The sequence below is a fragment of the Achromobacter sp. LC458 genome (genome assembly GCF_001005835.2).
Classification (GTDB): Bacteria; Pseudomonadota; Gammaproteobacteria; order Burkholderiales; family Burkholderiaceae_B; genus Achromobacter; species Achromobacter spanius_B.
Genome location: NZ_LBHW02000007.1, coordinates 85,136 through 111,143 on the forward strand (window position 1 = coordinate 85,136; position 26,008 = coordinate 111,143).

Below are 26,008 nucleotides of genomic sequence, written 5' to 3' on the forward strand. Positions count from 1 at the left end.
CGCCGTGTCAGGCAGATGTTACGCCTTTTCGCCGGCCGACCCCGCACGAGCCAGCACGTCGCCGGGCGCAGCGGCAGCCGTCGTAGCGGGAATGTCGATGGGCGTGGCGGGCGGCGGGACTTCGTCGATCCAGGCATTGAGCAAGGTCGAGGTCACCGCCAGGATCACCGGACCGATGAACAGGCCGACGATGCCAAACGCGACCATGCCGCCCAGCACGCCCGACAAGATCAGCAGCAAAGACAGGTTCACGCCGCGCTTGATCAGTATGGGCCGCAGCAGGTTGTCCAGCATGGCTACCAGCAGCGCCCAGATCAGCAGCAACGTGGCGGCCAGCTTCATGTCGTTCTGGAACAGCCAGATCACCCCGCCCAACATGGGCAGGAACGGGCCCAGTTGCGCCAGGCACAGCATCACCATCAGCGCCGTCAGGATGCCGGCGGCCGGCACCCCGGCAATCCACAGCCCTACCCCGCCCAGCACGGATTGCACCACGGCCGTCACCACGATACCCAGCGCCACGGCGCGCACGGCGGCGCCGGCCAGCCGTACCGCCGCAACGCCGCGTTCGCCCGCCAGGCGGTTCGAGAATCGCTTGACGAATTCGGCCGCCGCGTCGCCCTGGCTATAAAGAATGCCGGCGATGACGATGGTGACCAGCATGTGCATGACGAACACGCCGACGATGGCCGCATGGCTCAATAGCCAGCGCGCCGCCATGGTCAGATAGGGTTCCAGCCGCGCCAGCAGGCCGCCCGCGCCGGCATCGGACAAGGTCTGCCATTCCTGCGCCAGCTTGGGGCCGGCCACCGGCACACTGCGGATCCAGCTGGGCGGCGCCAGCAAGGTGTAGTCGGGCAGGCTCTTGACGGCCGCCATGATCGCGCCGCTATGCTCTGCCAGCGTCGCAATCGCCTGATACAGCGGGAGCACGATGACGAACAGCAAAATCAGCAGCATGACGATTGTGGCCGCCCAGCGGCGTCCGCCGCAGCGCGCTTGCACCGCCCGCAGCACCGGCCACGTCGCCACCACGATGGTGGTCGCCCAGATCAGCCCCGGCAGGAACGGGCTAAGCACATAGAGGCTGCCGATCATCAGGGCGGAAAGAATGACAATCAGAAGCAGAATGCGGGCTAGATCAACCGTTGGACGTGGATTCACCCGATGCTCCCGGCAGGACGACTGAAGCGCCCCGCATGACGACGCATCGCTACGAATGGGCGGATGCCCGTGAGGCATCGTGGATACGTCTATCGGAATTTATCCCAAATTCAGGTTGACTTACAGAGGCAATCGCACGGGTGGGAATGCAGCTTGCTAGGCAGCCGTTTGCCGCCGACGTTGGGTGGCGACGGCCCCGGATTGTCTGGCGGCCGCACCCGTGGCGGCATCTCTTTGGAGGTATGCCATGAGGCCCTTGACCCTTTTTGCCGCCATCCCCGCCGCGCTGCTGGCCGTGACGCTGACCGGCTGCACCGCGCCCAGTTCCTATAGTTCGACCCAGCAAGGCGCGCCGGCCATGCAGCGGGATCACGCCAACTACCATTCGGAGAACTTCGGCGAACCGGACAATACGCCGTTCCAGGGCACCTACCCCGGGCGGTAGTGGCGGGTAGCTGAAAGCGAGACGTCACGAGCGTCTTCGCAAGTCCGTCGCCAAGGCTACGCGGTCGGGCGCTTGAGCTGGGCGGCGTCGGCCATCAGATGGCGGGTCAGCTCGGCCAGTTGCTGGTCCTTTTGCTGCAATTGCGCGAGCAGCGTTCCCGCTTGCGCGTCGGACGCCGCCAAACGCGCCAAGAGCGCTTGCTCGTTCTGCCGGGCCGTTGCGAGCGCATCCTGGGCGGAGGTCAGCGCGCCCTGCAATGCGGCTTGGGCGGCCTCGCTGGTCGCCTGCGCGGAGGCGTACCGCGCCTGCCCAGCCAGGGTTTCCGCCCGCGCGTCTTGCGCCGCCTTTTCGGCCATGCCCCTGGCCTCCTGCGCCTGACGCAATGCCGCCGTGTGTTGCTCCCCCTGTTTTTGCGCGGCCAACTGGGCCTCGTCCAGCCGCGATTGCAGCTTCTTTGCGGCGACGCGTTCGGCGTCCAATTCGTTCAGCCAGCGCTTTTCGTGCGCCGCATGGCGCGTTTGCAGCGCGTCCAACGCCTGCGCATGCACGCCTCGCATCTTTTCGGCTTCGGTCAGCAGCGTCTGCACCGCGCTTTGTGCGTCTTGCAGCTGCCCGCGCGCCTGCTTGAGTTGTTCGTCGCGCTGGCGCACCGCTCGTTCGGCGGCCTGTAGCCGCTCTTCGGTGGCCGCCAGCTGGGCCGTTGCCACCCGTAGCCCCTCTTCCAGGTCTTTTTCACGATTCGCCAATTGCGCGTCGCGCTGCTGCAATTGTTCGGCTTGTTCGGCCAGCCGCCCCCCCTCGTCCGCCAATTCCTGCCAGCGTTCGCGGTAGGCATCTGCCTGTTGCGCGCGGGCTTCGGCCAAAGCGGCTTCCCAGAAATGGGTGGCGGCTTGCGCAATGGGGTCGGGCACGGCGGGTGGCGCGGCAAACGCGCCGGGGTCCTTGATGCGGGCGCCCAAGGCGCGAAACCAGGTTTCCAGGTGCGGACTGACGGTGTTGGGCGAGCCACGGCCGATTTTCTGCCGTACGCGCTCGATGGTGGGGCGCGCCCCTTCCAACAGCAGCGCATCCGCAGCGGTCCAGACGTCGTTTTGGGTGATTCCTGTGGCCATCGCCTTTTCCTTGTCATCGCCGCATTTCGCGCGGCGTCTCGGCTGAATTACTCACGATAATGGAACCTTATCGTGACCTATCCGGCCGTACTGTTAGATATCATACAGCATACATATGTATAAATACATATGACGGGGAGACAGGCTTCTGTGCAGGGAGCGGTGCAAAAAAGCCTCAAAAACTGCCTCTTCGCTCGCGCCAGGGGCCGCGCCGCGCCCGAAACCCGCCCGCTTCCGTATAGTGCTGAAGTCTTTCCCGTTTGCCGCCCCTGCCCGTTCCGATGTCGTTGAAATTGCTGGCTTCGCTGCCCCTGCTTGACCCGCACGCCCTGGATACCCAGGCGGACGCCGCCGTTCGCGGCCTGATGCGCGAAGGCAGTTCCGCCAACACGGCGGCCAGCTACCGGGCGGCGATCCGCTACTGGACCGCCTGGTTCGAACTGCGCTACGGCCAGCGCTTCGCCCTGCCCTTGCCCGAGGCGGCCGTCATTCAGTTTGTGGTGGACCACGCGCAGCGCGCGACGGATCAAGGCTTGAAATGGGAGCTGCCCTTGGCGTTGGACCAGGAACTGGTGCGCTTGAAAGCCAAAGGCCGACCAGGGCCTCCCAGCTTGAACACGCTGCTGCAACGCCTGTCGGTACTGTCGAAGGCGCACGAGCTGCACGGGTATCCCAACCCGTGCCGCGCGCCTTCCGTACGCGAATTGCTGGCCAAGACGCGTCGCGCCTATGCCCGCCGGGGCATGGCGCCCGCCAAGAAAGCCGCCCTGACGCGCGAACCCTTGCAAGCCATGTTGGCCACCTGTGATGCGTCGCTGCGGGGCATGCGCGACCGCGCCCTGTTGCTGTTCGCCTGGGCCAGCGGCGGCCGCCGCCGATCCGAGGTGGTGCGGGCCACCGTTGAGAACGTGGTGCGCACGGCGGACGGCTATCTATATAGCCTGACCCAATCCAAGACCAATCAGGCAGGCGCCCGCCGTGCGGACGACCAAAAGCCCATTACCGGGTCCGCCGCCAAGGCGTTGGACGCCTGGCTTGCCGCCAGCGGCATCCGCCAGGGCCCGATTTTCCGGCGGGTACGGCGCGGCGACGTCGTGGGCGAACCGCTGGCCGCCGCCGCCGTGCGCGACATCGTGCTGGAACGCTGCAAGCTGGCTGGCCTGGATGGCGAGTTTTCGGCGCATAGCCTGCGGTCTGGCTTTGTCACCGAAGCGGGCCGGCAGAACGTGCCGCTGGGCGACACCATGGCAATGACCGGCCATGCCAGCGTTGCCACGGTCATGGGCTACTTCCGGGCGGGCGCCGCGGCCCACTCGCCGGCCGCCCGCCTGTTGGACGAACCGGACGTCAACGCCCTATAGATGCCCGCCGCTTTTGCCGTAAACCTCGGGTTGCGCTACCAGCCACCCGCATCGCGCGTCACCGCCGCGCCGTCGTTGCCCTGTCGTCCTTGTCCTTCCCTGATTCCCGCCTAACCAAAACTCCATGCGAATCAATCTACGCGGGCTTGTGCTTGCGCTTACCGTCCTTAGCGCCATCGCGGCCACTGCCAATGCCCTGTACGCCAGCTACCTGGTGCAGCGCGACCAGCTCATCACGAACACGCTGGAGTCCAACCGGGTCTACGCGGCCAAGCTGGCCGAAAGCACCACGAATTTTCTGAAGTCGGCTCAACAGCAGCTGGCCTACAGCGCGCGGCACCTGGCAACGCAGGTTGACTCGCCCGATGTGCTGGCCGCCGAAGTCGCGCGCTTGCAGGAACAGGCCAACGACTTCAACTCGGTCGGCGTCATCAGCGCGGACGGCACCCTGCTGGCCACCACCCAGACGTTCCGGAACTTTCTGGGCACCCGGCTGGACAGCCCGGGGACTCGCGCCGCGCTGCGCGCACGACAGCCGCTGATCAGCAAGCCGTATGTGTCAGTCGCCGGCAACATGCTGGTCAACCTGTCGCACCCCATCTATTCCAATGACGGCAAATACCTGGGCTACATTGCGGGCACCATCTACCTGCGCAACGACAGCGCGCTGCAACAGCTGCTGGGCAAGCATCATTACCTGGACGGCTCATACCTGTTCGTGGTGGATAGCGACGGCCACCTGATCTATCACGTCGACTCAACCCGTGTCGGCGAAAACGTGATGCGCAATCCGGTCGTCGCGGCCGTCACCCAAGGCAAAGCGGGCTCGCAACGCGTCGTCAACACCAAGGGCGTGGACATGCTGGCGGGCTACGCGCCGGAACCGCTAAGCGGATGGGGCATCATCGCGCAACGCCCCGCCGAGGTGACGCTGGAGCCGATATACGAACTGATCTGGGCATTGATCGGCTACGCGGCGCCCCTGGCCGTGGCGTTCCTGCTGGCCATCTGGTGGTGTGCCCGGCTGATCTCCCTGCCCTTGTCGCAACTGGCCACCAATGTGGAACACCACGACGTGGCCATCGCCATGCAGCGCGTGCAGTCGGTCAGGGCCTGGTACTTCGAGGCGGAACGGCTCAAGCGCGCGGTGATGGCCAGCATTTCAAGCCTGCAGGACAAAATCGGCAAGCTGAACCAGGCCAATATGACCGACCCGCTGACCGCGCTACGCAACCGGCGCGGCATGCAGGAGGCGGTGGACCATCTGCAAACCGCCGGCACGCCCTTCACGGTGGTGGCGCTGGACATCGACCACTTCAAGCGCGTGAACGATACCTACGGCCACCCCAAGGGCGACGAGGTGATACGCGGCATGGCCGACCTGATGCGGCAATGCTCGCGCCCGTCAGATGTGCTTTGCCGCAGCGGCGGGGAAGAATTCTTGATGCTGCTGCCGAATGTGGGCGTGAAAGAAGCGGCCAACGTGGCCGAGCGCCTGCGCAAGCACACGGCCGGCCAGCCTGTGTCCGGCGTGGGCGGCGTTACCGTGTCGGCCGGCGTGGCGCAATGGCGCACCTCTGTCGGCGATGTCGCGCAGGTTTTCCAGGCGGCCGACGCCGCGCTGTATGCCGCCAAAGCGGAAGGACGGAACCGGGTGGTTGTGCACGGCGCGTAAGGCGCCGGGCTTGCCCCGCCCCGCGGGGCCTCGCACCGGACCCAGGATGCGCAACGCATCCTGATTTGACGACCGTGTCTGCCACGGTCGTTGTTTTCTTGCGCTGATTTCGTCCTGCTTAAGGGCAAAGACGACATTCATGCTGCCCCCTGACACTCATATTCGTAGTCGTCTTATTTGATTGCGCGGCGACGCTCACCATAATGCGCCATGGTCATTGCGATGTTAATGACTAGCCGCTGACGGCGAACGCGTTCCGGGTTTTTCTGCGCTTGCCGTCGTGTTCACGCGGCGTTCTTTCCACGCGCTTTCCACGTCCTTAGCGACCCGCCTTTTGGCCGGCCGCCGGGGAGCCTTTTGTCCAACGCAACACAACATAAAACCAGGGGTACTCATGAAAGCAGCAAGCATCAAGCGCGGTGCGCTGGCCGTCGCATTGGCCGCCTTGACGGGCGGCATGGCCCACGCTTCCACCACCAGCGTCACGCTGTATGGCGTCATCGACCTAGGCCTGGCCTTCGAACGCCGGCATGACAACGCCGAAAGCGCGTCGCGCTCGCATGTGGGCATGCGCGACGGCACGCAATCCGGGTCACGCTGGGGCCTGCGCGGCGTCGAAGACCTGGGCAACGGCTACAGCGCCTTCTTCCGGCTTGAAAGCGGGTTTCACGCTTCGGACGGCACGCAGGCGCAAGGCCGGCTGTTCGGACGCTGGGCGTATCTGGGCCTGCGGGGTGATTTTGGGGAATTGCGCGCGGGCCGTCAGCAGGTCCTCAGCGACAGCTGGGGCGGCATCGCCTCGCCCTTCGGCACCTCGTGGGGCGGCGCGTCGGCATCCGTCACGTCGGGCTACAACGACGGCGACTTCGGCACCGGCGGCCGCGTCAATAACGCCTTTATCTATCGCACGCCCGTCTGGGCGGGATGGCAGGCAGGCGTGGGCTACAGCTTCGAGGCGCACGACAACGATCAATTCTCCACCGCCAACCACGACCGCGTCTGGACCGCCGGCCTGCGTTATCGCGACGGGCCTTTGTCCACCGCGCTGACCTATGAGCATTTGAATCCGGACGCCAGCGTGCCGGGCAAGCTGACCTCGCGCAACGTACAGCTGGCCGCCGCGTACGACTTCGATTGGATGAAGTTGCATGCCGGCTACGGCAATCTGCGCAATCCGAACGTGGGGCCGTCGGCGGGCGTACGCCGCGTCAATACCTTCGTGGGCGGCGTCAGCGTTCCGGTCAGCGGCAGCAGCAAGGTGTTGGCCGCCTACCAGCGCGCCACCAGCTCGCAGATCAAGGGCTGGGGCCTGGGCTACGAACATGATCTGTCCAAGCGCACGAACTTCTACGCGCTGCTGGACCGCGTGGACCGCAACCAGTCCCATACCCTGCAATCAGTGGTGGGCATCCGCCACCACTTCTAAGCGCTGCCCTGCCCGGCAGCCTGCCGGGCTTGGTTAACAGCGCTGCCCCAGCCGCGAAAGTGGCTGGGGCAGCGAGCTACAGCATGGCCGACAGGCGCGGGCGCTAGACCAGCATTGGCCAGTACGTGGGCGACAGGCATAGCCACATGTCGGCGCTCATGCCGTCGGGCTTGCGCTTGGGCAGGCCCGTGCGCCGTTTAAGGGTGTCGCCCCGGCACGCGAAGACGATGCTGTGCGCGCAAGACGTATCGCTGACTTCGATGACCGAGCCCAGGAACTGCTTCTTGATGCGACCCAGGTACGTGCTGAACTGAAAGTTCGAGGCATGGAAGTTGCACACCATCATGCCGTCGGGTGCCAGGGCGTTGAAGCAGGCTTCATAGAAGGCGTCGGTCGTCAGCTGCGTCGGCAGGCCATTGATGTCATAGCCATCGACCAGCACCGCGTCGTACTCGTTTTGATATTGCCGAATCAATTCCGCACCGTCGCCTTGCAGCACCGCAAAGCGGTCGTCGTCGCGCGGCACATGGAAGGAATCGCGCAAGGCGATGACATGCGGGTTGATTTCGTAGACGTCGATGCGCGCGGACGGCAGATGCTGGTAGCAGAACTTGGCCAACGATCCGCCGCCCAGCCCCACCATTGCGATGCGACGAGGGTTCGGATTGAACAGCAAGAACGCCATCATGATCCGGGTGTATTCCAGATTGAGCGCCGCCGGGTCTTTCGTCCACATGCGGCTTTGGATCTCAGAGTGCGAAAACATCAATGACCGTGACGTCGACGTGGCATACACGAAAGGTCGGACTTGATGATTGCTCGAAGTGTTTTCAGGCATTCCAGGCTCACTGGCAAAGAGGTGATGCTGCGTGCGACGCTTGCGCCCAAACGAAAAGCCGCCGACGCGGCAAGGCGTTGACGGAAGTCGGGCAAAAGGGGGAAGAGAAAGTCGCGCGCTACACGTTCAAACGGCGCACACAAGGCGCGCCGTCTGGGTGTTTGCTAGGCAAGAACTACGCCCGCGTAGGCGGGCGCAGCTAGAAGAACTACTTGGATGACCGCGACGTATCGCTGTCTTCAGAGGTTTCGGAATCCGCGTCGATGGAATCGATTTCCGATTCCTTGTTCGCGTCAGGGGCCGTCCAGTTCAGGGGCGGAACCTCGAAGCGCCACTTTTTACCAACCAGTTGATGCGACATGAGCGTTCTCCTATGCGTGGGTGCGTGGCTTTCCCGCCAAAGCAATGCACCACGGGTTCAAGCGTGCCAAGAATGCCCGGTAATTGCGGGGGGTGCGCAAGGTACTGCGTAGTATTGCGTGGTCTTGCGCGGGGTACTACTGGATGGCTTAGGCAAAAACTGCTGCGTCAGCCGGGGCATTCAAACGGGGGCAATGCAAAACAAAAAGCAAAATAAGTTTGCCGGCCAAAATGCCTGCAACGGTCGTTTTTAGTTGTTCTTGGTTTTTTTCAGCGTTGGTTTATTTTGGCTGGCAATTAAAAGATCTTAACACATTTATCAGTGAAAAAGCAAGCAGATAATGGGTTAAGCCATAAAGCTTGACCCCTGAGAATGATCGTTCTACGATTCCTGAATCCTATGCAGAATGATCGTTCTCCGTAATGAACTCCAGTTTGGACATGCCCTCTTCGACCGCCGCCGCCGCTGTCACCGCCCCCGAACCCATGACGCAGACGCAGGAACGGCTGCTGCGCGCCACCGAACATTTGATTTACCAAGGCGGCATCCATGCCACCGGTATGGATCTCATCGTGAAGACCTCGGGCGTGGCGCGCAAGACGCTGTACAAGCACTATCCCAATAAGGACGCGCTGGTGGCCGCGGCGCTGGCCGCGCGCGATGAACGCTGGATGCAGTGGTTCGTTCACGCCACCACGCGGGCCGACGCGCCGCGCGACCGGCTGTTGTCCCTCTTCGACGCGCTGCAAGAATGGTTTGAATCCGACGGCTTTCGCGGATGCGCCTTCATCAACGCGGCAGGCGAAATCAGCGATCCGGCCAATCCCATCCGCCAGGTGTCGCGGCTGCACAAAGCCCGTTTGCTGGACCATGTACGCGGCCTGGCGCAACAGGCCGGCCTGGCCGACCCGGACGAAGCCGCGCGACAACTGCTGGTACTGATCGACGGCGCTATCGCCGTGGCGCTGGTCACGGGCGACGTGTCCGTGACCGCCACTGCGCAACGCGCCGCCGCCGCCCTTTTCCCCCCACAAGAGGTTCGCCCATGACATCCCAACCTAATGTCCGCCCGCCGCTGCCGCCTTTCACGCACCAGAGCGCCGTGCAAAAAGTCCGGCTGGCCGAAGACGGCTGGAACAGCCGCGACCCCGACAAGGTGGCGCTGGCCTATAGCCTGGACACGCAGTGGCGCAACCGCGCGGAATTCGTCAAGAACCGCGACGAGGCCCGCGCCTTCCTGGCGCGTAAATGGGCGAAAGAACTGGACTACCGCTTGATCAAGGAGCTGTGGGCGTACACCGGCAACCGCATCGCAGTGCGTTACGCCTATGAGTGGCATGACGATTCCGGCAACTGGTTTCGCTCATACGGCAATGAAAACTGGCAGTTCGGCGAAGACGGGCTCATGACGCATCGTTACGCCTGCATCAACGACTTGCCGATCAAAGAAGCCGACCGAAAATTCCGCTGGCCGCTGGGCCGCCGTCCGGATGACCACCCCGGCTTATCCGAATTGGGGCTCTGACAAAATCACTGCCGGCGGGGCACCCGGGCGCCTTTCCCACGGGCGCAATCCGCTACCCGCCCGCGCCCTGCTCCATCGCAATCATTCATCGCAATCGTTCATCGCAATCGTTCATCGCAATCACTCATACGCCTTCAGCAACTTTCCCAGCAGGCGGCTCAGCTGCTCCTGTTCAGCCTGCGTCAACGGCGCCAGCACGTCGGCCTGATTTTTCAGGTGGGCCACCAGCGCCTCGTCGATCAGCTTGATGCCGGCGCGCGTCAGCATCACCAAGGTGGCGCGGCCGTCGTTGGGGCTGGGCGTGCGGGCCACCAGGCCCGCCTTCTCCAGGCGATCGATGCGGTTGGTCATGCTGCCCGACGAAATCATGGCGTCTTCGTAAAGCGCCGTCGGGGTCAGCGCGTACGGCTTGCCACTACGGCGCAAGGTGGCCAACACATCGAATTCACCCGGCTGTAGGCCAAATTCAGCAAATAGCGGGTTGATGCGGTCGCGCGTGATCACAAACGCGCATTCGCCCAAACGCCCCAGCACACGCATCGTTGATACGTCCAGCTCGGGGCGTTCACGGTTCCATTGCTCGACGGCACGGCTTGCTCTGTCCACGGTTCTCTCTCTCCATTTATCTTGACGTCAAGATAAAATCCAAATATCTTGACGCCAAGATACTTTACCGGACGGCATTGCGGCAACTCCCGCCGCGCGTGCCGCTGGCCATGGAGCTGTTGTGTCATCGACTTATTTGAACGCCTGGCGCGTTGCCGCCATCATCCTGGTGGGCTTGAACCTGCGCCCCGTCCTGGCGTCCGTTCCCCCTTTGCTGGACCGGCTGCAAGCCGCTATTGCGCTATCCGACAGTGCGGCCGGCCTGTTGACGGCGCTGCCCGTATTGGTGATGGGCCTGGGCGCTTTGAGCGTCGCGCCACTGCGCCGCATGATGCGCGAACACCACGCCATCGCCGTCGGCGTAGCGCTGGTGATGGCGGCCACCGCATGCCGCCTGTGGGCCCATGACGCCAACTTGATGTTGCTGACGGGCGTTATCGCCGGGCTGGGCATCGCGATCACGCAGGCGCTGCTGCCCTACACCATCAAGGCGCAATTCCGGTCCGGCGTCAGCGCCATCATGGGCCTGTATTCCACCGCCATCATGGGCGGCGCGGCCGTGGCCAGCGTGGCTTCGCCCGTCCTGGCCGAGCGTGTGGGCTGGCCTCAGGCATTGGCGGCCTGGTCCGTGCCCGCGGCGGCGGCTTTGCTGTGCTGGCTGCTGGTGTACCGAGTTGGTACCGTCGCTCCGTTGGCGACGAAGGCGACGAACGCGACGAACGCGACGAAGGCAGCAGGCCAACCGGCCTCCGGGCATTCGCACCGGTGGTTGCTGGCGGTGTTCTTCGGCCTGGGCACCGGTGCCTACACGCTGGTGCTGGCCTGGCTGCCGCCCTATTACACGGCCTTGGGCTGGACGCCGGTGTCGGCCGGACAACTGCTGGGCGCCGTGACGGTGGCCGAGATCGTGGCCGGCTTGCTGGTGTCGGCGGCAATCGGCCGGCTACGCGACCGCCGGGTGGCGCTGTTTGCGGCCATCGGTTTGCTGACGCTGGGTTTGTTGGGGCTGATTTTCGCGCCGGTCTTACTGGCTTGGCCTGCCGCCGTGCTGGCCGGGCTGGGCATCGGCGCGCTGTTTCCGCTGTCGCTGATCGTCACGATGGACCATGCGTCCACGCCTGCGCAGGCGGGTCGGCTGGCCTCTTTTGTGCAGGGTGTGGGCTACTTGATCGCCGCCCTGTTCCCGTTCGTGGCGGGCGTGATCCGTCAGCATCTTTCAGGGCTGCGGCCGGCCTGGATGCTGATGGCCGGCATCTGCCTGATCTTGTTGGCCATCGCCGCGCGGCTGCGCCCGCCTCACGGGAACGGCAAGCCATGACGATATCAGCGCGGCGCCGCCCATCCCGGGCGGCGCGTGGTGCGGCGGACTAGTCGTCCGGCGTGATGGCGGGGTCGGCCAAGGGGTCGGCCAAAGGGCCTGCCAACCTGCCCGCGGTGGGGCCGTCAATATGGCCCAGCGGGCGCGTGGGATCCAGGCGGTCGCGCACGCGCTGCTTCAAGATCTTGGCGTCTGGGAAACCGCCATCGCCTTTTCTATCCCAGATCAGGTCGCCGTTGTAGGTGATCTGGAATATGCCGCCGGTGCCGGGCTGCAATACCACTTCGCCCAGATCGGTGGAAAAGGTGGACAACAGTTCTTGCGCCATCCAGGCGGCACGCAGCAGCCACTGGCACTGGGTGCAGTAAAGGATGACGATGCGGGGTCGGAAGGCCGGTGTGCTCATGGCGAAATATTCTATGCCCGGCCTGGCAAAGTCGCCAGATGCACTTGCGTGCGTCTCCAAACACGTCCCACGCGCGCGCCACATGCGCTCCACATGCGCTCCACATGCGCTCCACATGCGCCCTACATGCGCCCTACACGCGTCGCGCATGCATCCCACATGCATCCCACATCCGCCCCTGCTGCATGCGGCATTCATGGATAATGTCGGGTTTTCCCGGGTGTGCAATGCGCCCAGAGTCTTGCCATGAAGTCTGCTGCATCTTCCTCCAGCCAACGCTGGCTGATCGGCCTGTTGATGGGCCTGGTCACGCTCACGCCGATGGGCATCGATATCTACCTGCCTTCGCTGCCCGCCATGGCCGCCGGGTTTGGTGAACCCGTCAGCGCGTTGCAGGCCAGCATTACGCTGTTCATCTTCGCGGTGGGCCTGGGCCAGATGCTGATCGGGCCCTTGGCCGACCGCTATGGCAGGCGACCCGTCGCGCTGGGCGGCGCGTTGGCGTATCTGGCCGGATCGGCGCTGGATGCGGCCGCGACATCCCTTGATGTGTTCTATGTGGCGCGGGTGATCCAGGGCCTGGGAGCCTGTTCGGCTTCACTGGTGGCTTTTGCCGCGGTGCGTGACCGTTTCAGCCCTGCCGTGGGCGCGCGCGTCTACAGCTATTTGAACGGAGCACTGTGCTCCGTGCCGGCGTTGGCGCCGATGCTGGGCGGCGCGCTGGCGGTGCATGCGGGCTGGCGCAGCACGTTTGTGTTCATGGTGCTGTTTGCGCTGGGCCTGATGGTACTGTTGGCACGCCGCTTTGAAGAAACACGCGTGCCGCCCAGCGGCCCGCGCGGCGCGCTCTACAGCCTGCGCCGGTACCTGCCGATCGTGTCCAGCGGACGCTTCCTGTACTTTGCCATGTTCGGCATGGCGGGCATGGCAATGATCCTGGTGTTCGTATCGGCGGCGCCCGTGGTGTTGGTGCAGCAGTTGGGCTATTCCGAGCTGGGCTTCTCGGCCTGGTTCGGCGGCAATGCCGCCATCAACATCGCGGCGTTCTTCCTGGCGCCCACCTTCATTGCGCGCTTTGGGCGCCATACGATGGTGCGGGTCGGCATGGTGGCGCTGCTGCTGGCATCGGCCATGCATGCCGCCGCCTGGTGGTGGATACCGCAAGCAGCCTGGGTGTTCATGCTGCCGGTTGCCGTGCTGACGGTGGGCTTCTCGCTGGCCTTGGGGTCGGGCTTGAGCCTGGCGCTGGAGCCCTTCGCCGAACGCGCCGGCACGGCCGCCGCCGTGTATGGCTTGTTCCAGATGAGCGGGTCCGCCATTGTGGCCACCGTGTTGCTGGACACCGGCGTGGCGCCGCAAGCGGCGATGGCACTGATCGGCGCGGTCATCGTCCTGCCCTTGCTCTTGCTGTCTCCCGCTATCGCGCGGCGGCTGCGCGGCTGAACCGACGCGCGGGGGCTTGCGCTAGTATCCAGGAATCGACTTTCCTGGAAACGACATGGCCCCGGATTCCCAGAACAACGACGCCCTGCTGTTGCGCACGTCGACCGACGGCGTGGTGACGCTGCGCCTGAACCGCCCCGCGCAATTCAACGCCTTGTCCGAAGGCTTGCTGACCGCCTTGCAGGAACAGATCGACGACTTGGCGGGCGACGCCACCGTGCGTTGCGTGGTGCTGGAATCCGCGGGCCGGGCCTTCTGCGCCGGCCACGATCTGCGCGAGATGCGCAGCCAGCCCAGCCTGGATTACTACCGTGCGCTGTTCCGCCAATGCAGCCGCGTCATGCAGGGTTTGCAGGCCTCGCCCGTGCCCGTCATCGCCAAGGTGCAAGGCATTGCGACGGCGGCCGGTTGCCAATTGGTCGCCAGTTGCGACCTGGCGGTGGCGGCCGACTCGGCGCGATTTGCCGTGTCCGGCATCAACGTGGGTCTGTTTTGTTCAACGCCGGCGGTGGCGCTCAGCCGCAATGTGTCGGCCAAGCGCGCCTTTGAAATGCTGGTCACTGCCCGCTTCATCGATGCCGCGCAGGCCAAGGAATGGGGCTTGATCAACGACGCCGTGCCCGAGGCCGAGCTGGACGCGCGCGTCAACGCCCTGGCGGCCGACATCCTGGCCAAGAGCCCCAGCGCCATCCGCTACGGCAAGCAGATGTTCTACAAGCAGCGCCAGATGGCCTTGGGCGATGCCTACGATTACGCGGGCGACGTCATGGCGCGCAACATGATGGAAGCGGACGCGTCCGAAGGCATCGACGCCTTCCTGCAAAAGCGCGCGCCACGCTGGCAGGCTTAGGCTTAGGCCAGAAAGGCCAGCGCCCAACCGCCCGCCGCCGCCAGCAACACCACCCACACGGCGGACCATCGGGCATAGACCAGCAACGCAAACAGCAGCAAGGCAAGGCCGAAATCGGCCTTGTTCACAATGGCGCTGGTCCACACTGGGTCATACAGCGCGGCCAGCAATATGCCGACGACGCTGGCGTTCACGCCGGCCAGCATGTTGCGTACGCCGGGCCGGCGCCGCAGGCTTTCCCAGAAAGGCAAGGCGCCCACGACCAGCAAGGCGCCCGGCAGAAAAATGGCGGCCAACAGCACCAGGCCGCCGACCCAGCCCGTCAGCGGGCCGGTGGACAATGCGCCCAGAAAAGCAGCGAAACCGAACAGCGGCCCGGGCATGGCTTGCGCTGCCCCGTACCCGGCCAGGAAGTCGGCGCTGGAAACCATGCCGCCGGACACCGCCGTTGATTCCAGCAGCGGCAGCACCACGTGCCCGCCGCCAAACACCAAAGCCCCCGCGCGATAAAACCCGGCAAGCTGCGCGGCCGCTGGCGAATCCGACATGGCCGCCCATATCGGCAAGCCCGCCAGCAATGCCACGAACAGGGTCAGCGCCACATAGGCGGCGCCGCACGACACGGCGTCGGCAGGGTTGGCCAGAATGGGCCGGGGCGGCAATTGCAGCACGGCCACCCCCACGACGACACCCAGCAAGATGGCGCCGATCTGGCCCCAGGCGCTGGGCAATACGACGGTAATCAAGGCGGCGGCCACGGCCAGGCCGGCGCGCGCGCGATCGGGACACAGTGTGCGGCCCATGCCCCACACGGCCTGGGCCACGATGGCCACCGCCGCGATCTTCAGGCCGTGTATGACGGCTGACCCCGACAGCCATCCAACATGCGCCAGGCCCATCGCAAAGCCGATCAGCGCAACGGCCGTGGGCAGCGTGAACGCCAGCCATGCGGCCAGCATGCCCATCCAGCCCGCGCGGCGCAGGCCGATTGCCATGCCGACCTGGCTGCTTGCCGGCCCCGGCAGGAATTGGCACAAGGCGACCAGGTCGGAATAGGCGTAATCGTCCAGCCAATGGCGGCGGTCGACAAACTCCGTACGAAAGTAAGCCAGGTGCGCCACCGGCCCACCGAACGAAGTCAGCCCCAGGCGCAGGAACACCAGAAAGACCTCCAGACAGGACCCGCGCGCCGCCTCCTCGCGTTCATGGGTGGCGGGCTTATTTGCGACGTGTTCGTCGTGTGATGGGGGGTGCGGCATGAGGTGGCTTCTAAGTCGGTCGGGGCGCCGGGTTTCCGCCCCTGGATCAAGCTTATAGCCGGGGCGCGCGCGTGTTTCAAGGGCCAGGCTTGCCGCCCGCATGGCCTAGAACTAAACATCATTTATGGCACTTTCTGGCTGGACCAATCTACCGCATCCTACGGCTTCCTGATTCCCTTTCCCTAACAGCGTCTTAAAAGGTAGGCCTATGAGCCAGCGGTTGAATTACTTCCAGGTGTCCGCGGAGCTGTCCAAGAAGTACATGGACTTCAGCGCGGCAATGAAAAAAGTGCCCGTCATCGAGGAGTTCGGCGATCTGGTCGATATCCGCGCGTCGCAAATCAATGGCTGCGGCTTTTGCCTGGACATGCACGTCAAGCAGGCCAAGCTGCATGGCGAACGCGAACTGCGTCTGCACCACGTGGCCATCTGGCGTGAATCGACATTGTTCTCGGCGCGCGAGCGAGCTGCGCTGGCATGGACCGAGGCGCTGACCACCCTGCCCCCGCATGGCGTGCCCGACCCGGTGTACAGCCACGTGCGCGAGCAATTATCCGAATCGGAAATCTCGGACCTGACCTTCCGTATCGTTGCCATCAACGGCTGGAACCGTTTGAACGTGGCGTTTCGTACCGTGCCCGGCTCGGCCGACGCCGCATTCGGGCTGGACAAGGCTGGGCTCAACTGAACGCTGGGCGCCGCCCGGCATACCTGCAAAGACCTCAAGGCCTGCAATAGGCGCCTATACCCACTACATCAACGCGCGGATTTGCAGGCCATAGTCGTACGCCTGACTCTCCGAAACGATATTGGTGAAGCCCAGCAACAGGCCGGGTTGCGGATCCGGCAGCGTCGACCATCTGGACAGCGGGTGCGCGTACAGCCCCTGTTCCAACATGCGGGCGGCCAGCGGCTGATCGCGCTGCCCGGCGTCCATGCGCGCCACCAGATGCATGCCGCCCGGCTGAGGTTCGATCCGCATGCGCGAGCCCAGCGCCGCGCTCAGGCCCCGCGCGGTAGCCGTGCGCCGTTCGCTGTATAGGCGCCGCATGCGCTGGATGTGGCGGCCGAAATGCCCTTCGGTGATGAAGGCCGTCAAGATGGCTTGGTTGAACGCCGCCGCGCCGCCCGACAGCAGGCGGCTGATGCGGTCAAAGCGCGGCACCTGCGCCGGGGGCACCACCAGATATGCCAGCCGCATCCCGGGAAACAGCACCTTGCTGAACGACCCCGCATACAGCACCCGCCCCTGCGCATCCAGGCTTTTCAGCGCGGGCAGCGGGCGGCTGACGTAGCGGTATTCCCCGTCGTAATCGTCTTCCACAATCCAGGCCTGACGGCGTTCGGCCCAGTCCAGCAACGCTTGCCGCCGGGGCAACGACAAAGACATCGACAGCGGACTTTGGTGGGCGGGGGTCACCACCGCGGCCTGGGCCAGGTCTGCGCGCGCCAGGCCTTCCGCCACCATCAGGCCATCCGCGTCCACCGGTATCGGCACCGCCTCCAGGCCCGCCTGCGCCAGCAGCGCCCGCGTGGGCGGATAGCCCGGGTCTTCCACCCACACACGATCGCCCGGCGTCAGCAGCGCCTGGATGATGAGTTGCATCGTGAAGTTGTAGCCGGACGTGATGTACACCTGGGCCGGCTGGCAATGAATACCGCGCGCCACGCGCAGATAGGCGGCAAGCGCCGTGCGCAGGCTTGCCAGTCCATCGGCGGGCGGATAAGACAGGTCGGGCGCTTGCAGGCTGCGCAGTTCGCGCGCGCCCAATCGCGCCCACAACTTGCGCGGAAACGCGTCCAGCGCCGGGATGCCCATCTGAAACGGCAGGATGCGCGCCGGCCGATGCCAGCCGTGGTCGTCGTCGGCGGCCTGCACCGGGGCGACGGCGGCGGGTGCGGCGGCAAGGGGCTGCAAGTCAGGCGCGACGATGGTGCCGGCTTGGCCGCGCGCCTGGATGTAGCCCTCGGCGCTCAGCAGCGAATACGCCACTTCGATGGTGCCGCGCGCCACGCCCATTTCCTTGGCCAGCGCGCGAGCCGACGGGATGCGGTCGCCGGGCTTGAGCGTGCCCTCGGCGATGCCGCTGCGAAACCGCTCATAGACCTGCCGATACAGCGGGTCGGAATCGCCGGCGCGTAGCGGCGGCAAGGCATCGGGGCGGCTGATCATGGCATAGTCCAAAGTTCAATTTATGGCTCTTCAAATTATGGCATGGGGTTTCTACGATGACGGCTGACATTTGATGGCCCCCAACACTCCTATGCCGATTACCCATGCCATGACCGACCCCGACCTGAATCACATTGACACCGACGCCGACCTGCGCGCCTGCCTGCCCTTGATGCGCCAGTTGCGCCCGCACCTTGCACACGCCGAAGACTTTGTCGCCCGCATCGACCGCATGCGCGGCCAGGGCTATCGGCTGCTTGCCGGTATCGACGCCGGACAGGCGGTGGCGCTGGCCGGCTACCGCTTCCAGGAAAACCTGATCTACGGACGTTTCGTGTACGTGGACGACCTGATCGTGGACGACACGCGTCGCGGCGGTCGCTGGGGCGCGCGCCTGTTGAGCGCCCTGGACGACATTGCGCGCCAGGCCGGTTGCGCCAAGCTGGTGCTGGATACGGGCCTTGCCAATTCCCTGGCCCAACGCTTTTACTTCCGCCAGGGCCTGCTAAGCACCGCCCTGCACTTTTCCAAGAACCTGGACGCCGTCACCGCATGAGCATTCTTCACATTCATTGCAGCCCGCGCGGCCGGGCATCGGAAAGCCACCGTTTGTCGCAACACATCATCGAACGGCTGCTCAGGGCGTCTGGCGATGCCGCGCCCGCCGTCATCGACATCGACGCTACCCGCCTGCCCAACGTCGATGACGATTACGCCGCCGCGTTGAGCTCGCCCGTGGACCCCGCCGACGACGTGCTGGCACGGGGCGCGTTGCGCCAGTCCAGCGAACTGATCGACGCGTTGCGCCAGGCCAGCCACATCGTCATCGCCACGCCCATGCACAACTTCACGGTGTCGGCGGCGTTGAAAGTCTGGATCGATCACGTGGTGCGCGTGCGCAGCACGTTTCGCATCACGCCCGAGGGCAAGATCGGCAACTTGCCGGACCGGCCCGTGTATGTGGCGGTGTCGTCGGGGGGAGAATTCTCTGGCGAGGCGGCGCGCCAGCCGGACTTTCTGACGCCGTACCTGACGCATGTGCTGGGCACGATAGGCTTGAAGAACGTGACGTTTTTCTCGGTGCAGGGCACGGCGCGCGGCGACGCGGCATTGCAGGCCGCGCGTGCATCGGCCCAAGCCGCCATCGCCGCGCATCCCATGGCCGCCTAGTCCGTTCATCCCATTGCCCGATCAGGCGCATCAGACGACCGGGCGCAACGTGGTGATTCTTCATAAGTGCTTGTTTACCAAGCCCTTTGGCCACGTCCGCCTATTTAATCGGGTCGCATTGACAGCGCGGAAACGCCGGCACTACGCTAGGCCGCACGCCAGGGCGCCCCATGTCCAAGCCCCCCGCCTTGGCCATCGGATCATCGGGCGCCAGACGTAGCAGCCCCTCCGAAGTTCCCTGCTGGAGACGCGTATGACCTGGCGCCAGCCCTTGTTTCGGGCATTGATCGTGCTTGCTCTATTCGTAGGACTGTCGCCGCCGTCACAGGCCGCATGCAGCGACAAGAAAATATTGTCTCTGTCCGACGAGGGAAAATCGGTCAAGGCCATTGCCAAGGCCTGCAACATGGCGGCGGCGAAGGTGCGCGCCGTGGTCGAGGCCGATGACAATGCCGCCGACGACGTTGCGGCGGCCGCGCCCGTCGACGTGCCACGCAAGCTGCCTTCCGGTGCGGGCCTGGCCAGCTGCGACTGCCAGGGCACCGTGCCCTACGGCGACAAGGCGCCCGAACAGCGCTGCCAAAGCGGCACGTCGATCGCTACCCCGTGCGCCGGCTACTGCCCGCCACGCGGCATCGCCCCGTGGCGCCGCGTGTGCAGCTAGCGGCAGCGGTGGCCGCCGGCGTACCGACCCGCGCGGTCCGCGTTGCGGGCGTCACGGCGGGCACAGGTGTTCACAGGTCCGGCCGCGCATGCACTTGATGCAGGCGCAGGCCGTCGCGGCGGGTGATTTCGAAGGTCCATTCATGCATGCGGATCGTGTCGCCGGCATCGGGCAAGCGGCCCGCCGCGCGCAGCAGGCATCCGGCCAAGGTGGCATCGGGGTATTCGTCCACCAGGCCCGGGGTGTTCAGCAGCCGCGCGGCCTCGCCCACCGACAAGCCGCCTTCCAGCAACCACGAGCCGTCGGACAGCTGCAAGGCTTCGGGCTGGTCTTCGCTGTGCTCCGGCAGTTCGCCGCCCACGGCCGTCAAGACGTCCATCGGCGTGACCAGGCCTTCGCACACGCCGTGCTCGTCCACCACGATCAACATGTGGTCGCGCGAGGCGCGCAGCTCTTCAAGAATCTTCAACACCGGCGTGGTTTCCATGACGTAGCGCGGCTCGCGCGCCAGGTCCACCAGGTCGATGGGCCCCGGGTTGCGCAGCAGCGGCATCACGTCCTTGAAATGCAGCACGCCCAACACATTGGACGCATCGCCCGCGCATAGCGGCAGACGCGAATGGCCGGTGGCGAATTTGCGCACCACCGCCTCGGGCGTGTCGGCCACATCCAGCCAGGTCATGTCGCCGCGCGGCACCATGATGGAACGCACGTCGTGCGCGCCTACCGACAGCACCCGTTCAATCATGGAGCTTTCCTCGGGCGCGAACGCGGGCTCGTCGCCCACACCATCCACCAGCGCCGCCATGTCGTCGGCCTGCTGACCGGGCTGGCCGGGCTGGCCGCTACGGCCGGCGCGCAGCAGGCGCAGAACCGCTTGCGCCGTGCGTTGGCGGCGGCCCAGCGCATGGGTTCCCTTCACGCGATTGCGCCGGGCCAACTGATTGCACAGCTCGATCAAGATGGAAAAGCCAATCGCCGCGTATAGATAGCCCTTCGGCACGTGGAAGTTCAGGCCTTCGGCGACCAGGCTGAAACCGATCATCAGCAACAGGCCCAGGCACAGGATGACCACGGTCGGGTGGCGGCCCACAAAGGCCATCAAGGGGCGGCTGGCCACCATCATCACGGCCATCGCGACCACCACGGCGATCATCATGATGCTCAGTTCCTGCACCATGCCCACGGCGGTAATCACCGAGTCCAGCGAGAACACGGCGTCCAGCACCACGATCTGCAAAATCACCTGCCAGAAGATGGCGTGCTGCGGCTTCTGGCCGGACTCATGGCCCGCGCTGCCCTCGACGCGTTCATGCAGTTCCATCGTGCCCTTGAACAGCAGGAACAGGCCGCCCAGGATCAGGATCAGGTCGCGCCCGGAGATCTCGCTGCCCAGCACGGTGAACAGCGGCTCGGTCAGCGTCACGACCCACGCGATGCTGGCCAGCAAGCCCAGCCGCATCACCAGCGCCAGGCTCAGCCCGATCAGGCGCGCGCGGTTGCGCTGCTCGGGCGGCAGCTTGTCGGCCAGGATGGCGATGAAGACCAGGTTGTCGATGCCCAGAACAATTTCAAGTACCACCAGCGTCGCCAGGCCAAGCCAGGCGGTGGGGTCGTTCATCCAGTCAAAAATCATTGTTGATCCGCAAGTGTCGGGCGGGCGCGCGCGATGGCGCCGCCCTGAGTAGGGAAAGCGTGGTCAATCAAGGGGAATTGGTTGCGGCCCGGCGGTGCGCGGCACGCTATTTGCGGCGTGGCGCGCGCGATGCAAGCCGGCTGAGCGCGCCGATGCAGTCGGGCGGCCGGTCTTGTGGCAGGAAGAAAAGGTGGGCGCCAAGGCGCCCTGCTAGGAGGCGGGTCTTCAGTCATAAAAGGCCGCGTCCGCGAGGCTGCTTGAGCAAACCTTTATCGCGTACACCGCCGAACTCTCGTTCTTACAGGAAGCTGAATGATACCTGAAAGTTGGATTCCCGCAGATGGCCGCAACCGCCCCGCGCGCAACGAAGCACGTTGCCCAAGCCGCGTCTACACAGGCCGCGGCACGCGCTCCTGTCGCGCAAGCGGCAGACGCGACGGGGCCCGCGCAGCGGTGCGCGCCCCCTGCCAGATTGCTCAGCGCGTGTCCGCGCCGCCGCCCGAGCCGGACGTGGCGCCGGCCCCCGGCATGCCCGCGTTGTCGGGCGCGCCCGCCTTGCCGCCGGGCACCGGTTTGCCACTATGGGTGCCGGATGCGGGCGCCTTTTGGCGCGAATCCGGTTCGCCCTTGGGCGGGGCATTCGAATCCTTGGCGCCGCGATCGGGCTTCTTGGTGGTTTCTTCAGTCGACGGCATTTTTTTCTGGTCCTCGGATTGCGCGCCCGGCACCGGCTTGCCGATGGCATTGGCGGGCGCCGTCTTTTCGTCAGCGGTGGGCATGGGCATGGAAGGTGGCGGGGCCGCCTGCGCAACCAGGGTGGTTTGCGACGTTTGGGCGGTGGTGGCCTGCCAGGGCAGCGTCGCCAACATGGCGCACAGCAGTAGCAGTTTGTGGCTTTTCATCGTTGTCTCCCAGTTGAAAACAGTGACAAACTACGCGCCAGCGGATAACGATTTTGTACGGATCTCTTTGAACTCATGGGCAAGTAGCGTGCCTGCCCTGACACTGGAGTGATGCATGGACGATCAATCCCCTAAGGACTTACCCGCGGACGATCAGCCGGTTGCCGGCCGACGCGGCTTGCTCAAGGCCTTGGCCGTGGGCGTGCCCGGTGCGGCCTGGGCCGCCAAGGCGGTCGGCGCGCCGACCGCGCCCGCCCCGGCAGCGGGCAACCCCGATGGCCAGGCGGCCATCTCGCCGTCCGCCCCTCGCACCCTGCAATTTTTCAACGCACAGGAAGCGAAAACGATGGACGCCATCGCGGCGCGCCTGATCCCCGCCGATGAGCTGGGCCCCGGCGCCAAGGAAGCCGGCGTCACCTTCTTCATTGACGGACAACTGGCCGGTGCCTGGGGCGCGGGCAGCCAGTTCTACCGCCAGGGCCCCTTTGAAAAAGGCACGCCTGAACAGGGCTACCAGCTTTCTTTCACGCCCGCCGAAATGTTCCGGCGCGGACTGGCTGCGCTGGATGCCGCCGCGCGCAAACAAGACGGCAAACCTTACGCGGAACTCGACGAAGCCAGGCAGGACGCCTGGCTTCATGATTTGCAGGGCGGCAAGGCGGACTTCTCGCCCCTGCCTTCCGACGTGTTTTTCCAGGCCGTGCTGGATGCCACCATTGAAGGCTTTTTTTCCGATCCGCTTTACGGCGGCAACGCCGACATGGTCGGGTGGAAGCTGGTGGGGTTCCCCGGCGCCTATGCCTCGTTTTCCAACGACATCGAACGCCACGGCGTGATCTGGGCAGGCAAGCCCGTATCCATCGCGAACGCACGCGGACACACGATGAAACCGGGAGACCAGCATGGCTAAAACATTACCTCCCGTGGACGTCGCCATCATCGGCGGCGGCTGGACGGGGTCGATCATCGGCAAGGAACTGGCCGCCGCAAAACAAAAAGTGGTGGTGCTGGAACGGGGGCAGGCACGCTGGCCGTCGCCGGACTTCCAGGGCCCCAACGTCCACGATGAACTGAAGTACACGCGCCGCCACGAACTGCACCAGGACGCGGCCACAGAAACCTTCACGTTCCGCAATAACACCGACCAGAAGGCGTTGCCGATGCGGCGCTGGCAATTCGCCTACCCGGGCACGCACTTAGGCGGCGCGGGCAACCACTGGTCGGGCGCGTACTACCGCTTCGACCCCACCGACTTTCGCATCCGCAGCCACTACACCGAACGGTATGGCGCAAACATCTTCGACAAGGAACTGACCTGCCAGGACTGGCCGGTCAGCTACGACGAGCTGGAACCGTACTTCGACCGCTACGACTACCTGATCGGTGCGTCGGGCCAGGCGGGCAACATCAAGGGCCAGAAGCAGGAAGGCGGTAACCCGTTCGAGCCGTGGCGCTCGCGCCCCTACCCCAACCCGCCGATGAAAGTGCCCTACGCCCCGGCCTTGTTCGGCGAAGCGGCGCGCGGGCTGGGCTATCACCCCTACGTGCAACCCTCGGCGCTCTGTACCCGCCCCTACGTCAATTCCGAAGGGCTGCACATGAGCGCGTGCGTGTATTGCGGCTTCTGCTCAAACTTCGGCTGTGAACATTTCGCCAAGGCCTCGCCCCAGGTCTGCATCCTGCCCGTGGCGTTGAAGATGGAGAACTTCGAAATCCGCACCGGCGCGCACGTGCTGCGCGTAGAGCTCACGCCCGACAAAAAGCGCGCGCGCGGCGTGACCTATGTAGACGCGGCGGGTGAAGAAGTGTTCCAGCCCGCCGAAATCGTGGTCCTGTGCGCCTTTGGCATCAATAACGTGCGGCTGTTGCTGCTGTCCGGCATCGGCAAACCGTACGACCCGGTCACCGACACCGGCGTGGTCGGCCGCAACTACACGCACCAGACCACGTCGGGCGTGAACCTGTTTTTTGACGAAGCCACCAACATCAACCCCTTCATGGGCGCGGGCGCGGTGGCCGTCACCATGGACGACTTCAGCGCCGACAATTTCGACCACGGACCGCACGGGTTCGTGGGCGGCGGCTACTTGCAGATCCAGGTGGTCAGCGGCGCGCCCATCGGCTACCACCCCACGCCCAAGGGCACGCCGGCCTGGGGCGCCGACTGGAAGAAGGCCGTCAAGCGCTACTACAACCATTCCGCCTCCATCACCATCACCGGCTCGGCCCAACCCTGGCGCGGCGGCTACCTTAGCCTGGACCCCACTTATAAAGACGCCTGGGGCCTGCCGCTGTTGCGCGTCACGTACGATTTTCCGGACAACGACATCCGCATGTCGGCATTCCTGACGGCCAAGGGGGATGAAATCGGGAAGGCCATGAAGGGCATCGTGCGCACCGAACCCGGTCCGCGCAAGCGTCCGTTCTCGGCCACCGCCTACCAGTCCACCCACCTGACCGGCGGCGCGGCCATGGGCGACAACCCGGAAACCAGCGTGGTCAACCGCTACGGGCAAAGCTGGGACGTGCCCAATGTGTTCGTGACCGGCGCGGCGTTGTTTCCGCAGAACTCGGGCTACAACCCGACGGGCACCGTGGGCGCCACCGCCTACTGGATCGTGGAAAAAATCAAGGCGGACTACCTGCGTTCGCCGGGACGGCTGGTGTGATCATGATTGAACATCGCAAAGGCATCTCTATCGCCGTGCTGCTGATCGTGGCGCCACCGCTGGTCACGCTGATTGCCACGGCCCACCAGATGATCGGCACCGGCGGCGACGGGCTGATCCGGGCCCGGGCCGTGACGGCATCGGCGCCACCCGCCACGCAGGCGCCCGCCACCGCACCGGCCGCCTCGGGCGCACCGGGCGCCACACCGGGCGCCACTTCCGGCACTGCACCCGGCACTGCACCCGCGCCCACGGCCGCGGCCGCCCCGCCCAAGCCCCCGGCGCCCGTGCCAGGACGCAGCGCGCTGGACTTCAGCGCATCGCGCCCCGCATGGGAAACCTTTCTGCGCGATGCCGACCCGGCGGCCGGCAAGCAATTGGCGGCCAACGGCAAACCCGCCGCCGGTGTGCAAGCCTGCGTGGCCTGTCACGGCCAAGCCGGCATCACGCCGTCGGGCGGTATCTTTCCCAACCTGGCGGGCTTAAGCAGCGAATACCTGGCCAAGCAACTGGCCGATTTCCGCAGCGGCGCGCGAGTACAGCCCTTGATGAATACCGTGGCGCGCGCGTTGTCCGAGCAGGAAATCGGCCAGGTGGCGGCGTACTACGGCACGCTGGCCGGGCCGCCCATGCACGTGGGCGAGTTTGGCGGTGACGCCGCCCGCAAGCTGGACGTGCAAGGCGACGGCGCACGCGCCTTGCCCGCCTGCGCCAATTGCCACGGCCTGCGCGGCATGGGCGAAGGGCCGCTGATACCCAGGCTTGCCGGCCAATCGCGCGAGTACTTCACCGACCAGATGAACGCGTTTCGCAGCGGCTCGCGCCAAAACGATGACGTCGGGGTGATGCGCGCCTTTTCGCAACGCCTGACCGACGCCGAGATACAGGCGTTGGCGGCCTACTACGCGGGGCCGGCGCCTCAGCAACGGTAAGCGCCGCAGTTTGCCTTTCGCGGCGCCGGGGTGGCGGCGGGTTGCGGCGGGTTGCGGCGGGTTGCGGCGGGTT

The 26,008-nt window shown here is 65.3% G+C and carries 26 protein-coding genes; 16 read left to right on the forward strand and 10 right to left on the reverse strand.

What is annotated here, in order from left to right:
• Window positions 1–18: 18 nt before the first annotated feature.
• A complete protein-coding gene (gene ydiK / locus YH64_RS08180; protein ID WP_082134532.1) occupies window positions 19–1,164 on the reverse strand; it encodes an AI-2E family transporter YdiK in 1,146 nt (381 codons plus the stop codon).
• A gap of 247 nt (window positions 1,165–1,411) precedes the next feature.
• Here ydiK and YH64_RS08185 point away from each other — a divergent pair, with 247 nt between their 5' ends.
• Window positions 1,412–1,609, forward strand: coding sequence for a hypothetical protein (locus tag YH64_RS08185; RefSeq protein WP_046805668.1), 198 nt, complete (start codon window positions 1,412–1,414; stop codon window positions 1,607–1,609).
• A 56-nt stretch (window positions 1,610–1,665) separates the two neighbouring features.
• On the opposite strand, the gene YH64_RS08190 is transcribed toward YH64_RS08185, so the two are convergent.
• Window positions 1,666–2,721, reverse strand: coding sequence for a DNA-binding protein (locus YH64_RS08190; protein WP_046805667.1), 1,056 nt, complete (start codon window positions 2,719–2,721; stop codon window positions 1,666–1,668).
• Between the two features lie 281 nt (window positions 2,722–3,002).
• On the opposite strand from YH64_RS08190, the gene YH64_RS08195 reads away from it, so the two are divergent.
• The 3 genes from YH64_RS08195 (at window position 3,003) to YH64_RS08205 (ending at window position 7,183) form a co-directional block, all read left to right on the forward strand.
• Complete coding sequence (locus YH64_RS08195; RefSeq protein WP_046805666.1) at window positions 3,003–4,082, forward strand: site-specific integrase; 1,080 nt, start codon at window positions 3,003–3,005, stop codon at window positions 4,080–4,082.
• Between the two features lie 124 nt (window positions 4,083–4,206).
• Window positions 4,207–5,757 carry a sensor domain-containing diguanylate cyclase gene (locus YH64_RS08200; protein WP_046805665.1) on the forward strand — a complete coding sequence of 517 codons (1,551 nt, stop codon included), beginning with the start codon at window positions 4,207–4,209 and terminating at the stop codon, window positions 5,755–5,757.
• A gap of 394 nt (window positions 5,758–6,151) precedes the next feature.
• Window positions 6,152–7,183 (forward strand): porin, encoded by a 1,032-nt coding sequence (locus YH64_RS08205; RefSeq protein ID WP_052946046.1) that lies wholly within the window; start codon window positions 6,152–6,154, stop codon window positions 7,181–7,183.
• A 103-nt stretch (window positions 7,184–7,286) separates the two neighbouring features.
• Here YH64_RS08205 and YH64_RS08210 read toward each other — a convergent pair whose 3' ends face one another.
• Both YH64_RS08210 and YH64_RS30100 read right to left on the reverse strand, forming a co-directional pair.
• Window positions 7,287–7,949, reverse strand: coding sequence for a fused MFS/spermidine synthase (locus YH64_RS08210; protein ID WP_255444215.1), 663 nt, complete (start codon window positions 7,947–7,949; stop codon window positions 7,287–7,289).
• Between the two features lie 280 nt (window positions 7,950–8,229).
• Complete coding sequence (locus YH64_RS30100) at window positions 8,230–8,382, reverse strand: hypothetical protein (RefSeq protein WP_162941212.1); 153 nt, start codon at window positions 8,380–8,382, stop codon at window positions 8,230–8,232.
• Between the two features lie 440 nt (window positions 8,383–8,822).
• Here YH64_RS30100 and YH64_RS08215 point away from each other — a divergent pair, with 440 nt between their 5' ends.
• Both YH64_RS08215 and YH64_RS08220 read left to right on the forward strand, forming a co-directional pair.
• On the forward strand, window positions 8,823–9,431 hold the full coding sequence (locus YH64_RS08215; protein ID WP_046805729.1) for a TetR/AcrR family transcriptional regulator: 609 nt from the start codon (window positions 8,823–8,825) through the stop codon (window positions 9,429–9,431).
• Window positions 9,428–9,907: a nuclear transport factor 2 family protein gene (locus tag YH64_RS08220; RefSeq protein ID WP_046805663.1), complete on the forward strand. Its 480-nt coding sequence runs from the start codon at window positions 9,428–9,430 to the stop codon at window positions 9,905–9,907. Before YH64_RS08215 ends, YH64_RS08220 begins: the two co-directional genes overlap by 4 nt.
• 120 nt (window positions 9,908–10,027) lie before the next feature.
• On the opposite strand, the gene YH64_RS08225 is transcribed toward YH64_RS08220, so the two are convergent.
• Window positions 10,028–10,513, reverse strand: a complete 486-nt coding sequence (locus YH64_RS08225) for a MarR family winged helix-turn-helix transcriptional regulator (protein WP_046805662.1) — start codon at window positions 10,511–10,513, stop codon at window positions 10,028–10,030.
• Between the two features lie 121 nt (window positions 10,514–10,634).
• On the opposite strand from YH64_RS08225, the gene YH64_RS08230 reads away from it, so the two are divergent.
• Window positions 10,635–11,831 (forward strand): MFS transporter, encoded by a 1,197-nt coding sequence (locus YH64_RS08230; protein WP_143215291.1) that lies wholly within the window; start codon window positions 10,635–10,637, stop codon window positions 11,829–11,831.
• Window positions 11,832–11,880: 49 nt separating this feature from the next.
• Here YH64_RS08230 and YH64_RS08235 read toward each other — a convergent pair whose 3' ends face one another.
• Window positions 11,881–12,237: a SelT/SelW/SelH family protein gene (locus tag YH64_RS08235; protein ID WP_046805660.1), complete on the reverse strand. Its 357-nt coding sequence runs from the start codon at window positions 12,235–12,237 to the stop codon at window positions 11,881–11,883.
• A 246-nt stretch (window positions 12,238–12,483) separates the two neighbouring features.
• Between YH64_RS08235 and YH64_RS08240 the strand changes: the two genes are divergently transcribed.
• On the forward strand, window positions 12,484–13,680 hold the full coding sequence (locus YH64_RS08240) for a multidrug effflux MFS transporter (RefSeq protein WP_046805659.1): 1,197 nt from the start codon (window positions 12,484–12,486) through the stop codon (window positions 13,678–13,680).
• Window positions 13,681–13,735: 55 nt separating this feature from the next.
• A complete protein-coding gene (locus tag YH64_RS08245) occupies window positions 13,736–14,530 on the forward strand; it encodes an enoyl-CoA hydratase (protein ID WP_046805658.1) in 795 nt (264 codons plus the stop codon).
• 2 nt (window positions 14,531–14,532) lie between these two features.
• Here the strand turns inward: YH64_RS08245 and chrA are convergent, their stop codons facing one another.
• Window positions 14,533–15,789 (reverse strand): chromate efflux transporter, encoded by a 1,257-nt coding sequence (gene chrA / locus YH64_RS08250; protein WP_046805657.1) that lies wholly within the window; start codon window positions 15,787–15,789, stop codon window positions 14,533–14,535.
• Between the two features lie 208 nt (window positions 15,790–15,997).
• Between chrA and YH64_RS08255 the strand changes: the two genes are divergently transcribed.
• Window positions 15,998–16,477, forward strand: coding sequence for a carboxymuconolactone decarboxylase family protein (locus YH64_RS08255; protein ID WP_046805656.1), 480 nt, complete (start codon window positions 15,998–16,000; stop codon window positions 16,475–16,477).
• A gap of 63 nt (window positions 16,478–16,540) precedes the next feature.
• Here YH64_RS08255 and YH64_RS08260 read toward each other — a convergent pair whose 3' ends face one another.
• Window positions 16,541–17,962 carry a PLP-dependent aminotransferase family protein gene (locus tag YH64_RS08260; RefSeq protein ID WP_120157480.1) on the reverse strand — a complete coding sequence of 474 codons (1,422 nt, stop codon included), beginning with the start codon at window positions 17,960–17,962 and terminating at the stop codon, window positions 16,541–16,543.
• A gap of 109 nt (window positions 17,963–18,071) precedes the next feature.
• On the opposite strand from YH64_RS08260, the gene YH64_RS08265 reads away from it, so the two are divergent.
• The 3 genes from YH64_RS08265 (at window position 18,072) to YH64_RS08275 (ending at window position 19,796) form a co-directional block, all read left to right on the forward strand.
• Window positions 18,072–18,518: a GNAT family N-acetyltransferase gene (locus tag YH64_RS08265; protein ID WP_046805655.1), complete on the forward strand. Its 447-nt coding sequence runs from the start codon at window positions 18,072–18,074 to the stop codon at window positions 18,516–18,518.
• Window positions 18,515–19,132, forward strand: coding sequence for an FMN-dependent NADH-azoreductase (locus YH64_RS08270; protein ID WP_046805654.1), 618 nt, complete (start codon window positions 18,515–18,517; stop codon window positions 19,130–19,132). The genes YH64_RS08265 and YH64_RS08270 overlap by 4 nt, the downstream gene beginning before the upstream one ends.
• A gap of 253 nt (window positions 19,133–19,385) precedes the next feature.
• Complete coding sequence (locus YH64_RS08275) at window positions 19,386–19,796, forward strand: hypothetical protein (RefSeq protein WP_046805653.1); 411 nt, start codon at window positions 19,386–19,388, stop codon at window positions 19,794–19,796.
• Between the two features lie 70 nt (window positions 19,797–19,866).
• Here YH64_RS08275 and YH64_RS08280 read toward each other — a convergent pair whose 3' ends face one another.
• Both YH64_RS08280 and YH64_RS08285 read right to left on the reverse strand, forming a co-directional pair.
• On the reverse strand, window positions 19,867–21,432 hold the full coding sequence (locus YH64_RS08280; RefSeq protein WP_046805652.1) for a TerC family protein: 1,566 nt from the start codon (window positions 21,430–21,432) through the stop codon (window positions 19,867–19,869).
• 476 nt (window positions 21,433–21,908) lie between these two features.
• Window positions 21,909–22,334, reverse strand: a complete 426-nt coding sequence (locus YH64_RS08285) for a hypothetical protein (protein WP_046805651.1) — start codon at window positions 22,332–22,334, stop codon at window positions 21,909–21,911.
• 115 nt (window positions 22,335–22,449) lie between these two features.
• On the opposite strand from YH64_RS08285, the gene YH64_RS08290 reads away from it, so the two are divergent.
• Genes YH64_RS08290 through YH64_RS08300 form a run of 3 tightly spaced genes read left to right on the forward strand, consistent with a single transcriptional unit; the run spans window position 22,450 to window position 25,935 of the window.
• On the forward strand, window positions 22,450–23,244 hold the full coding sequence (locus YH64_RS08290) for a gluconate 2-dehydrogenase subunit 3 family protein (protein WP_046805650.1): 795 nt from the start codon (window positions 22,450–22,452) through the stop codon (window positions 23,242–23,244).
• Window positions 23,237–25,003 (forward strand): GMC family oxidoreductase, encoded by a 1,767-nt coding sequence (locus YH64_RS08295; RefSeq protein ID WP_104145525.1) that lies wholly within the window; start codon window positions 23,237–23,239, stop codon window positions 25,001–25,003. The genes YH64_RS08290 and YH64_RS08295 overlap by 8 nt, the downstream gene beginning before the upstream one ends.
• 2 nt (window positions 25,004–25,005) lie before the next feature.
• Window positions 25,006–25,935: a c-type cytochrome gene (locus YH64_RS08300; RefSeq protein WP_143215292.1), complete on the forward strand. Its 930-nt coding sequence runs from the start codon at window positions 25,006–25,008 to the stop codon at window positions 25,933–25,935.
• The last annotated feature ends 73 nt before the right edge of the window (window positions 25,936–26,008 follow it).

Excerpts from the sequence above, each read along its gene's own strand:
- YH64_RS08185 (WP_046805668.1), top strand. The coding sequence starts at position 1,412 with ATGAGGCCCTTGACCCTTTTTGCCGCCATCCCCGCCGCGCTGCTGGCC.
- YH64_RS08190 (WP_046805667.1), bottom strand. The coding sequence starts at position 2,721 with ATGGCCACAGGAATCACCCAAAACGACGTCTGGACCGCTGCGGATGCG.
- YH64_RS08195 (WP_046805666.1), top strand. The coding sequence starts at position 3,003 with ATGTCGTTGAAATTGCTGGCTTCGCTGCCCCTGCTTGACCCGCACGCC.
- YH64_RS08200 (WP_046805665.1), top strand. The coding sequence starts at position 4,207 with ATGCGAATCAATCTACGCGGGCTTGTGCTTGCGCTTACCGTCCTTAGC.
- YH64_RS08205 (WP_052946046.1), top strand. The coding sequence starts at position 6,152 with ATGAAAGCAGCAAGCATCAAGCGCGGTGCGCTGGCCGTCGCATTGGCC.
- YH64_RS08210 (WP_255444215.1), bottom strand. The coding sequence starts at position 7,949 with ATGTTTTCGCACTCTGAGATCCAAAGCCGCATGTGGACGAAAGACCCG.
- YH64_RS30100 (WP_162941212.1), bottom strand. The coding sequence starts at position 8,382 with ATGTCGCATCAACTGGTTGGTAAAAAGTGGCGCTTCGAGGTTCCGCCC.
- YH64_RS08215 (WP_046805729.1), top strand. The coding sequence starts at position 8,823 with ATGCCCTCTTCGACCGCCGCCGCCGCTGTCACCGCCCCCGAACCCATG.
- YH64_RS08220 (WP_046805663.1), top strand. The coding sequence starts at position 9,428 with ATGACATCCCAACCTAATGTCCGCCCGCCGCTGCCGCCTTTCACGCAC.
- YH64_RS08235 (WP_046805660.1), bottom strand. The coding sequence starts at position 12,237 with ATGAGCACACCGGCCTTCCGACCCCGCATCGTCATCCTTTACTGCACC.
- YH64_RS08240 (WP_046805659.1), top strand. The coding sequence starts at position 12,484 with ATGAAGTCTGCTGCATCTTCCTCCAGCCAACGCTGGCTGATCGGCCTG.
- YH64_RS08245 (WP_046805658.1), top strand. The coding sequence starts at position 13,736 with ATGGCCCCGGATTCCCAGAACAACGACGCCCTGCTGTTGCGCACGTCG.
- chrA (WP_046805657.1), bottom strand. The coding sequence starts at position 15,789 with ATGCCGCACCCCCCATCACACGACGAACACGTCGCAAATAAGCCCGCC.
- YH64_RS08255 (WP_046805656.1), top strand. The coding sequence starts at position 15,998 with ATGAGCCAGCGGTTGAATTACTTCCAGGTGTCCGCGGAGCTGTCCAAG.
- YH64_RS08260 (WP_120157480.1), bottom strand. The coding sequence starts at position 17,962 with ATGATCAGCCGCCCCGATGCCTTGCCGCCGCTACGCGCCGGCGATTCC.
- YH64_RS08265 (WP_046805655.1), top strand. The coding sequence starts at position 18,072 with ATGACCGACCCCGACCTGAATCACATTGACACCGACGCCGACCTGCGC.
- YH64_RS08270 (WP_046805654.1), top strand. The coding sequence starts at position 18,515 with ATGAGCATTCTTCACATTCATTGCAGCCCGCGCGGCCGGGCATCGGAA.
- YH64_RS08275 (WP_046805653.1), top strand. The coding sequence starts at position 19,386 with ATGACCTGGCGCCAGCCCTTGTTTCGGGCATTGATCGTGCTTGCTCTA.
- YH64_RS08280 (WP_046805652.1), bottom strand. The coding sequence starts at position 21,432 with ATGATTTTTGACTGGATGAACGACCCCACCGCCTGGCTTGGCCTGGCG.
- YH64_RS08285 (WP_046805651.1), bottom strand. The coding sequence starts at position 22,334 with ATGAAAAGCCACAAACTGCTACTGCTGTGCGCCATGTTGGCGACGCTG.
- YH64_RS08290 (WP_046805650.1), top strand. The coding sequence starts at position 22,450 with ATGGACGATCAATCCCCTAAGGACTTACCCGCGGACGATCAGCCGGTT.
- YH64_RS08295 (WP_104145525.1), top strand. The coding sequence starts at position 23,237 with ATGGCTAAAACATTACCTCCCGTGGACGTCGCCATCATCGGCGGCGGC.
- YH64_RS08300 (WP_143215292.1), top strand. The coding sequence starts at position 25,006 with ATGATTGAACATCGCAAAGGCATCTCTATCGCCGTGCTGCTGATCGTG.